Raw genomic sequence first — 14,087 nt, forward strand, 5'->3', positions numbered from 1 at the left:
GGTGGAGACGGGTTTGCCCCACGCATCTGTAACAATGGTGGTTGTCCTGCCCTTATGGTCGGTTATGCGGTGTGCCTGCCCCCACTTGTCGTATTCGGCATAGGTTGTAGTCTGCCCCAAGGCATTTGTTTTTGTCAAGAGGTTACGCCCTATGGCATCGTAGGTATAGGTATTACCTAACAGTTCGGTAACGTTATACGGTGCCGACTTCTCGCTGGTCACGTTTCCGTGGGCATCATACGTCCAGCGCGTTTCACCTGTCTTGTTACCGTTGGTGTAAGTTACTTGCCGCTCGGGCATCCACTGGGCGTTATAGGCGTATTCCTCGCGCGTTGTCCAAGTGTTGCCGTCACGCCCTGATGTCGTAGCTTTTGCCAATGGCAACCCGACGAGATAACGATCAGACGTAGTGACGTTACGATAGGTCTGTACAGATTCAGTATAAATATTTCCATTCCCAAAGGATATGCGTTGTCGTGTCGGGTTGTTAAACGCATCGTAAAACAATTGCGTTTCTTTTTTCACACCTGTGAGTTTGTTGGTCTCAACAGAACGCGTCAACACGGGGTTGCAGGTCTTGGCAGCAGTGAAGTCGGTATTTGCATAATACAAATCCACATCTCTGTCGCGTGTTTCTGTACGTGTGGTAATTCCCAAGCGTTCAACATCGTGACGCTCACGAGTAAAGACGTGTTTCACCACATCTTCTACGTTCGTTGTTTCAAAACCGACAAAACCTAAACCAGTACGATGAATCACCGCCCCTTCATAGAGATAGGCGTTTCCTCGTATAGGCTCATTACCATCATACACATTGTTAACCGAAAGTAAAAATAATGGTGCATTCAAATTGCAATAAGGATAAGTGCGTTTAATTCTCGAAGGCTGATAAATAGCATTGTCCTCAATAATGTTTCTATACCCATTTGTATGTTTCAGGCCATAGCTGTCAGTAAAATCTGTCAGCAGATTGAACTTAACGCAGTTGTACGTAAAGCGGTAACAAGACACTTCGCCTTTTTCTATGGAAACCAAGTGGCTCATTCCGTTTGGATTACATACATTTAAAGGGAGTAAAGACAGCTTATGCGCAACCGATAGGGAGCTTTCTGCTATACTGCTTATCTTACCATTATGGTTTATGTAGAGCAGGATGGTTGAATCCCTTGCACAAACTAAGTCGGCAAGACCATCTTGGTTTACATCCGCCAGAAGGTAATGGTCTGACTGTTCACTGTTGATTATGGGCATTTCAATAGGCTCAAAACTTTTGCCAGTAGACAAGTAAACCTTCCATTTGTTGCCGTTGTCTACGTATCCATTATATATTCTGACGGTGACGATATCGCCATGAGTGCGACAAGAGAGGGGAGGGACAGACCAATCTGTGCTTCCTAACTTCGAATTGCATTTAATGCAACGTGCTTGATAGGGAGAATCGTTGTAATATTTTTCTAAATCCTCAGAGCAGTGGTCGCAATCTGTAAAACGATAATCTAGAATAGGGTCGGGTTTCCCACATTTAGGACAAAAAGGTGGTGCCCAAACAGGTAGATCCCTATCTGAATATGAGTGATAAGACCATACAGGAGGGTTGAGAATGTCCATCTTCCCATCACCATTGATGTCGCCAAAAACGTTAGAATATTCAGGAGGTGCGTTCTTCCCTCTTAGTTCATAAAGTTTTGTAAAGCGATTTTGTGCAGTTGAATAGGTGTACACGTCCCATCCTGCATCAACATAGTGGCAAAGTTCCATCCTTCCGTCGCCATTCACGTCTAAGGGAAATACGGTTGAACGGGGGCCGAAAGAGAAAAGCGTTGTTTCGCTAATCTTTGCCTTCCCATTTATATCTATCAGCGAAAACCAAGATGTAACATCATGCCCCATAAGTGTTTTGTCATGTGAGATGGCCAATAGTTGGGCTTTGCCCGTACCCAGAAAATCGCCAAAGAAATATTCGCGAGACATGGGGCTATAAAATATTTCAGAAAGTCTAAACACACCGTTTAATGCAATGTTAAAAACGGTTGGCTTCATTCCTAAGTCATTGCATGTATATGTTGATATTCTAAGTTGTGTGTTGTCCTTTGAGTTGTCTCCAAAGTTTACTTTCACAATCTCGTCTACACCGTCACCATCCACATCTGCCGCCTGTATGGTTTGAAAACCAGACTCTGTTTTTATCTTTCTCATTGTATTGTGGAAAGACAGTCCTGGTGCTATCAATATATCTTGGTCTGCGGGGTATCCACTCCCACAGAGTATGGCAATGTTCGCACCTGCTATCTTGATTTGACTAAGAACAGTGTAAGGGCTGTATTTATTCGGCATGGTAACCAATCCGTCACTATAATGGTCTTTTACAAATTTACCTCGGATGTATAAAGGGTTGTCATTATAGGTATTCTTAAAGTATTTTGATAAAACAAGTTTGGCCTCACATTGCAGCGTTCCTGAATCAATTGTATTCCGATATGCATACCCAAACTTCAGCGGTGCCATCTCCACTCCTCCAGATGAGCATCCTATTTGCACAAGCTGGCTAACGTCTTTCAGTTCGTGCGACAGCCGATAGGTGCAAAGTTCCTCAAAGGTGTTGCCCACCTTGTTGCGCGACACGACACTTTTGAGCAACTTGTCGGCAGCAAGTGCCACACCGCTAAGGTAAACGGTGGCGAAATCTTTGCGCGTCTCGTAGTTGAACAGCATTTCGGCCGTATGCTCCGCCTCGCTTCTCCCGCCATAGGCAATGCGAGAGAGGAAATGACAGTTACCCGACACGGTGTATTCGAAGTTTATCTTATACCCGTTTCTGTCCACCATCTCGGTTATCGGATAAGCGGGTTGCGTTTTGGTGTTGTTCTTAAATCCGAAGGTGGCCGTGTTCCCATTAGGATAGGCCACGGTGAAATAGGCTATTTCCCCGTTCGCAAGGTGCTTCTTCACCAAGATGAAGCCTTGCGAAGTTTCGTAATCGTATTGCGTCAGCGTACCAGTATTGCGCACCAACCTCACCCCGTCGAGCGCAAACGCGCACTCAGCAGGTTTCGACAAGTCTACGGCTGCCGTTTGCCCGTCATAATGTATTGTTTTCCCCACAACATTGATGGCCGAAGCCCCAGTAACGTTCCATCCATAACCAGCCGTCCCGTTACCCCCTTGGCTGTTGTAGGCAATGGCCACTTGCGGCGCTTGTCCCTTGCAGGGTGCGGTAAGAATGGGTATGGCGTAGGTCTTTCCGCCCGTCGGCGTAACACCCTCGGTAAATGGAATCTTACCCACATAATGGTTGCCTTTCTCTGCAACGGATTGCAAGGCTGGCATCGCGCTTCGTAATGCACGTTTCGGCTCTTCCTTATATAATATGGTAGGAGCCTTGTCTTCAATCGGGCCTAAGTCCACTGCTTGGTACTTGTAACGGTAAATAGTATCGCCTTTGGGCGTCACTTCACGTTCAATCACCAAGTGCTTCTCGGGTTTTACGATGGAGTCAATCACAGACTGTTTGTCCATTATCTTGTTTGTTCTTGTTTCTGCGCTTGCTCCAGCAGAGAACAACATCCCAAACAACCCCGTTAAAAGTATTTTATGTAAATTCGTTTTCATAATGCTAGTTTTTAAGTTATTCCTTAATCACTTTCCACGAGGTGTTTTTGCCGTCTAATCGGATGTGCAGCACATACACGCCCTTGGCATAACTCGCCATGTTCACCTTGGTAACGGTGCCTGCAATGCCACGCCTAACGAGCAGCGCGCCATTCGGTCCATAAAGCGAAAACTCGCCTTGATGTTCCGTTGAATAAGCGTCTAGCGCGATGGTAAGTTCCTCCTTAACGGGATTGGGATAGATGCGCAACTGTTGTTGTGCCAAATGTTCATAGAGAAAGGCAGTGTCTTTTTGTTGCACCATGCTTTTTGCTGCATGCGTTTGCAGCACCACAGTGCGGTTGGTACGGTTGCCGTTGGCATCGTATGCATAAGAAACCTGTTGCGCCCGCATAGAAACGGCCGACAAAGCAAATGCGGTAATCAGTATAAGTCTCGGCATACAAAAAATGTTTAGTGTTGATAAATTGTTTGAGTAAGCTGGTTAATATTACAAATGCAAATATAGCGATTATTCTTGTTCCATTCAAACATTTTAAGCAAAAAAATATAGAGATTAATGCAGAACAATAAAAAATACCAAGAAACAGGGATGCGCAATAAATAGATTGTACTGGACAAAGATATGATGAAATCTAAAATTCTGCCCATTCGTCTGTGGCAAAACATGGCCATGCCTTAAGTAAAAAGGTAACCTGGCGGGAGTTCTTTCAATACATTCTTTACAAGTTGAAAGCATCTTTCCTGTGGCACAAAATGAGGAAAAAGAAAAAGAACTTCTTTATGTTTCTTATGTTCTCATGTCAAAATGGATGTATTTATGCAAAAACATGAAAGATGAACGTTTTCGTGGCGAGAAAATGCACTTTTAGAGAAATGAGAAAAGAACGGCGCATGGCCGAAAGTGTGGGACATGCTTTTAGCGTTAGTGCCGTTTTGCCTATGGGCATATTGTAATTGGACATCAGGAATCCACAATAGCCGTTCTATTCTTCATATAGTGCCTTAATTTATGTTTCTGCATTTCAGCAATTCTGTAAACGTACACGTCATTGTTGGTTACATATAAAATGGTGTTCATGCCCTCCAATTCAGGACAATACAATAGATAACTTCGGTTGTTTACGCATAAGTCTTCTAAAAACTTTTGGCGCATTCCTTCCAAGAAGACTTGAGAAAGTTCTGTAACGATTATCTTGCGAACGATACTCTCCGTCATAGTAATATACATATAAACGTCCTTTACATCTTTTGTTGAAATAAAAAAATAAAGGCTGGCTTATTTGTATATACTTGTAGAAGTCGTCTTGACTTTTAATGTTTCTATAATTTGAGAGGAGTGCAGCACAAGTCAACCCATTGGCTTATAAACTCACGAAAGCCCAACAACTCCCGAAGGCATCAGCTCACAAACTCGCAAACTGAAAAAACATCATCTCAAAATCTTAAATCATTATAATTTATTTTACAATATCGCTCCAAATTTTACTCCGTTCTAGCGAAAATATAGGCCATAAAGTAGGTAAATCGCCACTATTTCTAGCCTTTTACTCCATCCAACATGTTCGTTTTTAAGAAAAAGACCTGCATTTTGCACCATTTAGCCTTTCTAGTTGGTTGCCAACTCGTAGTTTTTCAATCCCCAATTACCTGCTTTTAGCCCCTAAAACTCCACTTTTTAATGGATATTTTGCCCCTTTTGAGCCATGTTTTAGTGGTTAGAAACGGTTTTGTATATACCATTTCAGCGTATATTTATGCTTATCGTCTTGCATTTAGCAGCATTTTGCACTGCGTTTAGCACCAAAATACCTTGCATTTAGCACCAAAACGCACTCCATTTAGCACCAAAATGCCTTGCGTTTAGCACCAAAACACACTCCATTTAGCACCAAAATGCACTATGTTTAGCAACAAATAGCCCAAAATCTGATGCCAAGTGCGGTTTTATGCAATGTGTATTCATTTTGATTGCATTTATCACTAACCCCTTTTTGTATCAGAACCAACCTTCGCGAGAATCGATTTTTTGCGGTCGGGTGGGCGTTTGGTGGATAACGAGGGCACTCATAATGTTAAAATTCTTGCTGAAAAGAAGACAAAATCTAATTGACGAGAGGACGAGAATAGAAGTTGACAAGGGAACGAGTTGAAGAGAGGATGAGTTGAAGAGAGGATGAGTTAACGAGAGGATGAGTTAACGAGAGGATGAGTTGATGAGAGGACGAGTTGACGGGAGAACAAGTTGACGGGGGAATGAGTTGACGGGAGAACAAGTTGATGAGAGAACAAGTAGATGAGAGGACGAGTTGACGGGGCGAATTGATGGGAGGACGAGTTAGAATATTGAGAGGTGAATCCATTTTTTCACCTTTTCACCTTTTCACCTTTTCACCCTTTCTCCTTTTCACCCCGAAGTGGTACAGAGAAATCCTAGTTACCTGCTTTGCGTTAAGAAAACAAGCGGGCCATACACCCTCCCCGTTACTGGCATTATGCCATTGCAGGGAGTTTGTATGGCCCGCATACGTTTTTTGTTTGCCTTGTTGTGTTCTACGTATATTTTAGTTAGATTTTGGGTTTTGTTCCAATACGCCGTTATAAGCGTTGATGGCCGACTGTGGAATGAAGTAAATTACTCGGTAGTCGGTGGCAGAAACATTTTGCATGGGTTGATGCGGCCCAGGGAAACGGCGTGTAAGGGCATCGCCGTTGCGGAACACATCGTAGCTGCGTTCGGCTTGGAAAGCCAGTTCCAACTGTCGTTCCTTGTCTACTAAGGCTTTGGCCGTGGTAGCGTTAAATTGGGCGGCCGTGTAGCTTCCGCCAACGATGGCACGTTCGCGAATGGTGTTAACATCGGCCATTGCCTTGGCGATGTTGCCCAACTTAACGTTCGCCTCTGCACGATTGAGATACATTTCGTCAAGGCGCGACACGATGGGTGAGTACAATTGGTTTTCTTTACCACCCTGCCGAGAACACTTAACCACATAGAACATGGGGTAAACGCGATTGAGTTTCATTTCATAGTCGAGCACGCCACGATAGGTTTGCCCGTCGTAATTGATGGAGTAGAGGCGTTGCGTGGCGTCTATGGGTGTCAGGGGGATGAGATTTTTCCTCTTCATCCCAGACGAATCGCATACCAATTTTCCATCAGGTTGGCGCAAATAAGGCAGCTGCACATAGTTGAAGTTTACCTGAGTGCCACTTGCATCGTACACGTTTTTGATGAAACGGAACATTGGCGTGAACTTAGTTGTATCGTTCTTAACATATTGCGGCTCGATAAACTGGGCACGAATGTCGGTGTATTTCTTGTTGAACCAATCGTTCTGTCCTGTTTCGTTGAGCAAATCGAGATACTTGGCAGAGGCATACATCTCACCCCAACCCATGCCACCGATGTTAGAGTACATGCCTCCGATGGTGTAATAGTAAAGGTCGTCGGGGAATTCAGAGTCTACCCGCTTCACCACGAATATGTTTTCGGTGTTGTTTTCTGGTTCTAGCGTGTTGCTCTTTCCATAGTCGTCGCGACTTAGCAACTTAAACTTGCCAGAGTCGATAACCTTTGTTGCATATTCAACACTCTTCTGTGCGTAAGTGGTGTTGGGCGTTTCGTAAGTGCCGCTCATATAGAGGTAAATTCTGCTAAGCATGGCCCAAGCAGCCTCTTTCGAGGCGAAGATACACTTCTCGCCTTCGTGTAACTCTTGTGTCATCAACGTTGCAGCCTTCTCCAAGTCGTTAATGGCCTGCTCGTAGGTTTCTTTTACGGTAGAGCGTTTGGGCAGAATGGCGTTGGCTGGGTCGGCAGGCGTACCGTTTACGATGGGCAGTCCCAAGTTGGTTTCGGGGCTTTGAGCGTATGGTCTGCCATAGGCGCGACAGAGATAGAAGTAAATCATGCCGCGCAGATAATAGCATTCGCCCAACTGCGTGTCGGTAACGGCATTCTTTCCCTCGGGTATTGCCTTGATGATGTTCGATGCTTGGGCAATCACCTTATAGCTATAGTCCCAGAAGTTTTGCAGTCGGTAGTTGTTGGGTGTGCGCGAATATGAGATAAACTCGTAGAAGGCATCGGTAGAGGTTCCGCGAATCATCATGTTGTCGCCAGCATACTCGCCACAACGATACATGGGGTCTGACCACGTTTTGAGGTATCCGTAGCAGCCGTTAAGCAGGTAAGGGAAACTCTCTTCTATGTTCTTGTTTATCGTTTCTTCGTCCATCATGTATTCGGGACGGCGCTCTACGCTGCACGAAACCAATGCGATAGCTGCCAATAGCAGTATATATATCTTTTTCATAGGGCTGTATATTTTTTAGAATGTTACGTTAACGCCGAGCATAAACTTGCGTACAGAAGGATAAACACCTGCGCCCGTAGAGATGGCGAGTGCGGTGGAGCGTTCGCCAGAGGCGTCTCTGCCATTGTCGGCAGCGGGCAATTCGGGGTCTACGCCCGAGTAGTCTGTGATGCAGAACAGGTTTTCGCCGCTGACGTAAACGCGCAAAGCCTTTACGATTTGGCTTTTAAGGTAGAAGTTGTAGCCCAAGGTTATGGAGCGTAGCTTTAAGAAATCGGCACTTTCCAGATAGCGTGTAGAGGCTTTGTTGGAGTTGGTCGGATTGTTATAGCTTGCCCGTGGGTGTGTGGCTATGTCGCCTTTTCTTTGCCATCTGTTCCATCCCTTTTGCAAGCGGAATTGGTTTCGGTCGGTATAGGCACCGTCCGAGTCGTACTCTTGGCGCGAGTAGTTATAGATGTATGCGCCTAAGGAGTAGCCGAACACGGCGTTGAGGTCGAAACCTTTGTAAGTAAGTGTTGTAGAGAAACTGCCGAAAACACTGGGCGTAGGACGCTTGTCGAGCGCCACTTGGTCGGCCTCGGCATAGTTTTTTGTAACAATGCGGTTGCCGTTGGCATCGGTAGTGAACCATTGTGGTGCACCTGTTTCTGGGTCGACACCTGCCCATTCGCGTAGGTAATAGGTGTCGGCACTCAGTCCGGGGCGCAGCAACGTGTTGGTGGAGCCTGCAATGCCGTCGTCTTCTATTATTTGGTCTCTGCCGCTATACAGTTTCTTTATCTTGTTAGAATTGGTAGATAGGTTGGCGTCGAAGGTCCAAGTAAGGTCTTTGTTCTTGATGATGTCGGCCGAAAGCGTTGTTTCGAACCCCGTGTTGGTTAGTTCGCCAATGTTCTGCCAGATGCTAGTAACGCCCATAACGCCCGAAATGGGTACGGTGAAGAGCAGGTTGCTGGTGCGCTTGTGGTAGAAGTCGAAGGTCATGCGCAAGCGATGGAACATGTTCAGGTCTAGTCCCAAGCCTGTGGTGTAGCTCTTTTCCCATGTTAGTTTTTTGTTTGCTAACTGCGAAATCACTGCCCCTGGCACTCCGTTGTAGCTTGCACGCAGGCTGTATAGTCCGTATTGGGGATAGAGGCTGTTAGGACGGCTACCCACAGAGCCATACGATGCGCGTACCTTTAAATAGTCTACGTGTGGCACTTTGAACCATTCTTCGGCCGTGGCAACCCATCCGCCGCTCACAGAGAAGAACGTTCCGTAGGCTGCATCCGCGCCAAAGTTGCTTGCGCCATCGGTTCTGAGCGACAGCTGCAGCAGGTATTTGTCGGCATAGTCGGTGTTGAGGTTGGCGAAGAACGACTGAACGGCCCACTCGTACTTGTTGCCCTTAACCGATTTGGGGGTGGAGGTGACGTCTAATTGGGCGTAACCAGGCACCAATCCTTGGCCGTCGCCGCTGTGGAAACGATATTCGCCATCGTTAAATTCGTAGCCTAGCATTAAGAAACCGTGGTATTTGCCGAAGTTGCGAGTGGCTTTAAGCAGTTGGTTGGTATAGCGGCGGGTGTTCGTGCTTGTGCTTTCGCTTACGCGCCCTTCATCCTTTGCGCCCGAAGTGCGTGGGTCTACGTAGCTTTTGTCGAGGTGCGAGGCCCAACGATAGCTGTTGACCGACGAGAATGTGAGCCAGTCGGTGAGGTACAGGTCGAAGTCGAAATTGCCATTAAAGGAGTAAGAGTCGTATTTGCTCCAGTTGTATTGCAGTTCGTATAGATAGTTTGTCGAGTTGCTGTTCACCCACGACGAAGAGTAGTTGCCTATGATTTTGCCGTTGGCATCGTAAGGGCTATCCCAAGGCAACATGGAGTACATGGCGTTGACAGAGCGTTGACGGTCGTCGATTGCTCCCTTGCTGCCATTTATTGCAGGGCGAATGGCAATCCAAGAATAAGGACGGAAGTTCAGTTTCACCATCGTGTTGTAACGTGTGTAGTCGTATCCGCGTACGGCTCCGTTTTCCTTATACACGCCACCTGTGAACACGGCACTGAGCTTTTCGCCGCCGCTGTTGATGGTGAGATCGTAGTTTTGTATGTTACCGGTGTGTGTGGCTAGTTTCCACCAATCGAAGTTGCTTTCGCGGAGTTTCTCGTTCCAACGTGCGAAACTAAGTTCAGCCGCGTTGCTGAATGATTTGTAATAGTCGTACAACTCGGCTCCGTTCATCATCTTCACGTTTCCGTTGTTTAGGGTGGATATGCCCGCCTTGGCCGAAAAGCTGATGCTTGTTTTGCCGGCTTGGGCTCCTTTGGTGGTAACAACGATGACGCCGTTGGCTCCTTGCGAGCCATATATGGCTGTTGAGGCGGCATCTTTCAGTACGGTAAGCGTCTCGATGTCGTTGGGGTTGATGTCTCCAGGGTCTTTGCCTACGATAACACCGTCGATAACCCATAACGGAGCAGTGCTGCCGTTGATGGTAGATTTACCGCGAACGATGATGGCACCGAATGAACCAGGCTTGCCCGAACCAGGCATAACATTCAGTCCAGGCACCTTTCCTGTAAGCATGTTGGTTACGTTGGCGGTGGTTACGTTGGTTAGTTCCTTACTGCCGATGCTCTGCATAGAGCCGGTAAGGCTGTTTCGCTTTTGGGTGTTGTAGCCCACCACTACCGTTTCGTTTAGCATGGTGGCCGTAGAGGTCATGCTCACGGTAAGGTTGTTGGTGGCTCGCACTTGCATTTTCTCGTAGCCCAGCGATGTAACTACAAGTTGATCGCCTGGCTTGGCATCAATGGTAAACTCGCCATCTAGGTTTGTTACAGCTACTTTTTTCGTGCCGTTAACCGTGATGTAGGCTCCTGTTAGTGGCTCGCCCGTTTGCGAATCAATTACTTTTCCTTTGATTGTGGAGGTTTCTGTCTGCACAGTTGCTGTGTTGTTGGCGTATGCTCTGTGTGTGGCAAATGGGCAGCACAACAGAGGCAATGCTAGTAACAGCATCCTCCCAAGGTTCGTTTTTCTCATTGTCTTCACGCTTTTAAAGGTTTTGTTATTGTTAAGAGTATTTTGTAGTAGTGTTAAGAGTATGGCTTTGTGTGCCGTAGAATGTTAGATGGGTGCAAATTTATAGCATTTTTTTTAATCTACACTAGTTTTGTTTTATTTAACACAAAGGGGTGTGTGCTTTCTTGTTTCGTTGCGAACAGGGTAACTTAAAAGCAGAACCGTTAAGGCGACAGAATGAATGTGGGTAGAGGTTGGGTGGTGATGAATATGCCGTAAGCCATGTACTACTAAACAAGTTAGGTTTACCCAGTGACAGAAAAATAGGGTTACTCCCTTTTGTTAATTGTGGTTTGCGTAATTATGCAATGGTCTTAGCTTTGTTTTTTCCTAATGCTATTTAGTAGATTGGTGATAAGAACATTGGTAATATTACTTCTTTCTGCGTATATTTGCATTAATATATTACTTAAAGTTTATGGGATGGAATAAGTTTTTAGCTACCCTGGCAATGTTAATTGTAAGTAATGCTGCATTTGCAGAGCGCGAACAAAGCTTTTTTATAGAATTATTTGGAGCATCTACCTCGTTAGGGATTCATTATGATTCGCGTTTCAGTGATTACACTCGGTGGGGAGGAAGAATAGGAATTGCTTACACCTATTCTCGTTCACAGGATTTCTTTGAGTCTGCTCCAGAGAGAACTCGCGGGTGGAGTTTCCCCATAGCAGTAAATTATCTTATAGGCAATGGTAGGCATCATGGAGAAATTGGCATTGGGATAAGCTATGGACTTTACAGCTGTATGTATCACGACAAAGCAGGAAGAGAAGTTGAATATGATACGTCTGGTTCTTTTGGTTTTATAGATCTGGGCTATCGCTATCAATCGGAGAGGGGAATTATGGTGCGTGTTGGGGTTAGTCCTGGCGTAGCTTTGAAATCGTATGATGAATCAGGGCTAAGAAATAAAGGTGTTAATCGTGCGGCTGTATTCTATCCGTATGTAGGTGTTGGATATAATTTTTGATAAAGAAATAACGTCTACTTGATTGGGAAAGGCGTCGTAAAGGCGTAGCCTAAGGTTGCTTTCTCTGGGTTTCTAAGGGGCACACCTCTTTATTTTAAGCAATTGAAAATGCCACATGCTCGAAAACATGTGGCATTTTATTTATTTTCTTATAGCCTTGTTGTTAAGCCTTGGTTTGCTATTTGTGTGTTTGCAAGCCAATTAACTAGCCAGTAGCTTAGACTTAAAACCTATATCCCACGGTGAACAACATCTGGTGGCGTTTGTTGCTAACAGATACGGCAGATGCTTCGTTTGTTAGGGGCTTCTTGGTAGTTGGGTCTACTGTTGTCAATCCGTTGGTGAAGGGATAGAACTCTCCATCGGTTGTGCTGTATTGATAAGCTAGGTCGGCCGACCATTGTTTGCCGATGAAACCCACGCCGAGAGTCATGCGGTTGGTACTCTTCCAGTTGGTGTAGTCGGCAGCCGAGCTGTAATACGAACCTTCCGAGTTGAGTGTGCCATCTTTAAAGGCATCTTTTTTGTAGGCGGGCGATACGTAGTTGTAGCCAGCACGCACAGCAACCTGTGGCAGCACCTTATATTCCATACCCAACTTCAACGTAGCAACGCCGTTAAGCGTGCGCTTGGCATGGTTGTTCATCACCTTATCGCTGGCCGATGTTTCGTGCGTATAGCCATAATAGTCTTGGTATTCACCATCAATATAGCGGTTATCCATCGTTGCATAGTCGGCATAGCTAACCGATGCACCCAATGCTAAGAAGTTACCAACGGTGTGGCCTAAGCTAGCTCCGAAGGTCCAAGGTGTGAAAAGCTTAAAGTTGTAGCTCTCGGTGGAGCGCCCATTGCTGTATCTGCCTTGGTTTTCTCCTTCGTTTAGTATGGTGGTGTAGTTCTCTGTCTTCAAGTCGTACCATGTAGGCGAGTTAATGGAAACACCAATACGGAAGGGCGAACCTTCTATGGGACGGAAGATTGCGCCTGCACTAAGGTCGAACCCCGTTCCTGTAACCTTTCGTTCGTCGGCTATGGTTGCTGTTCCTATATATTTATCAGACTTGTTTACGAGGCTTTCAACATATTCGGAATAGCCCTTATAATTAACGGTGCGCAGGCCAAGTGTAAGTCCTAGGTACACGCGTTCGTTGACATTGCCGCTGATGTTGAAGTCGTAGTTGCCGATATAACCATGTTGCGAGCGATTAAAGTCGTAGCCGTTGGCAGCATCGTACATAGCGTCCCCTGGTTTAGCGGGTATTAAACGTGAGTTCCAATACAGATAGTCTAGCTGGCCATAGTTTCGAGATACGTCGAAGTTTTTGGGATTACTTTCTGCATAGCCGATATACACATCATTATGCTTTGGGTCTTGCCTTATATTGTAGCCTCCATTGTACAACGAACCGCGCAAGCCTTTAAGGTAAGCCTGTTTGCCCAATGAGGCATCGCTTAGCTTGCCGGCTGCACTAAGGAAGTAATTGAAGTTGGTTCCCTTGCTGAAATTGAAGGCGAAGTTAACGAACGAACGTTCGCCCATGCGCATTGAACGGTAGAACCCTACCTGGTCGAAACTCATTTTTGTGGCGGAATGCCCTAGGCGAGCGTTGGCATCGCCTTGGGATATGAAACCGAACGAGAGGTTTACGCCCGATTTACGGTACAAACCGATGCCGGCGGGGTTGGTTCGGATGGTAGAGAGGTCGGCTCCTAATGCCTCCATTGCACCACCCATGCCTACATATCGAGCTGTTCCGTTGAGGTCGTTGCCTAGTAAGCGGCTGTTCTCGTAGGTTTCTTGGGCCATTGCTGGCAGGGCTAGCAAGGCCGAGCATATCATTAAATATCTTGTGTTCATAAATACTTCTTTTATCGTTTCTCTAAAAGCGTGTTTTCTCGCCATGACGATGTTCGAACAAGTTCGACATTGTTCATTTGGCTTAACAAAAACGTTCTGTTCTCTTTCACTGCATGTTATCTGCAAACGGACTTACCGTCTGCCGCCGAAGGTTACTCCCCCTGAGGATGAACCGCCGCCAGAGCTGCCGCCACCAAACGAACCGCCGCCCCTCGACGAACCTCCACCGCCGAACGAACCACCACGCGAACCG

The 14,087-nt window shown here is 46.1% G+C and carries 7 protein-coding genes; 1 reads left to right on the forward strand and 6 read right to left on the reverse strand.

Going from position 1 to position 14,087, the window contains the following annotated elements; all coding sequences use genetic code 11:
- The 5 genes from BN93_RS18070 to BN93_RS12115 all read right to left on the reverse strand — a co-directional run.
- Positions 1 to 3,609: SpvB/TcaC N-terminal domain-containing protein (locus BN93_RS18070; RefSeq protein WP_198007521.1), on the reverse strand; the 3,609-nt coding region annotated here is incomplete at its 3' end.
- 16 nt (positions 3,610 to 3,625) lie between these two features.
- Positions 3,626 to 4,051 (reverse strand): T9SS type A sorting domain-containing protein, encoded by a 426-nt coding sequence (locus BN93_RS12100; RefSeq protein ID WP_084768803.1) that lies wholly within the window; start codon positions 4,049 to 4,051, stop codon positions 3,626 to 3,628.
- A gap of 522 nt (positions 4,052 to 4,573) precedes the next feature.
- Positions 4,574 to 4,840 (reverse strand): hypothetical protein, encoded by a 267-nt coding sequence (locus BN93_RS12105; protein WP_019188584.1) that lies wholly within the window; start codon positions 4,838 to 4,840, stop codon positions 4,574 to 4,576.
- Positions 4,841 to 6,173: 1,333 nt separating this feature from the next.
- Positions 6,174 to 7,928 carry a RagB/SusD family nutrient uptake outer membrane protein gene (locus tag BN93_RS12110; RefSeq protein WP_019188585.1) on the reverse strand — a complete coding sequence of 585 codons (1,755 nt, stop codon included), beginning with the start codon at positions 7,926 to 7,928 and terminating at the stop codon, positions 6,174 to 6,176.
- Between the two features lie 15 nt (positions 7,929 to 7,943).
- A complete protein-coding gene (locus BN93_RS12115; RefSeq protein WP_044260679.1) occupies positions 7,944 to 10,973 on the reverse strand; it encodes a SusC/RagA family TonB-linked outer membrane protein in 3,030 nt (1,009 codons plus the stop codon).
- Positions 10,974 to 11,421: 448 nt separating this feature from the next.
- On the opposite strand from BN93_RS12115, the gene BN93_RS12120 reads away from it, so the two are divergent.
- Positions 11,422 to 11,973 carry a hypothetical protein gene (locus tag BN93_RS12120; RefSeq protein ID WP_019188587.1) on the forward strand — a complete coding sequence of 184 codons (552 nt, stop codon included), beginning with the start codon at positions 11,422 to 11,424 and terminating at the stop codon, positions 11,971 to 11,973.
- A 223-nt stretch (positions 11,974 to 12,196) separates the two neighbouring features.
- On the opposite strand, the gene BN93_RS12125 is transcribed toward BN93_RS12120, so the two are convergent.
- Positions 12,197 to 13,816, reverse strand: a complete 1,620-nt coding sequence (locus BN93_RS12125; RefSeq protein ID WP_019188588.1) for a hypothetical protein — start codon at positions 13,814 to 13,816, stop codon at positions 12,197 to 12,199.
- Positions 13,817 to 14,087: the final 271 nt, after the last annotated feature.

This window comes from Prevotella conceptionensis 9403948 (genome assembly GCF_000312305.1).
GTDB lineage: Bacteria > Bacteroidota > Bacteroidia > Bacteroidales > Bacteroidaceae > Prevotella > Prevotella conceptionensis.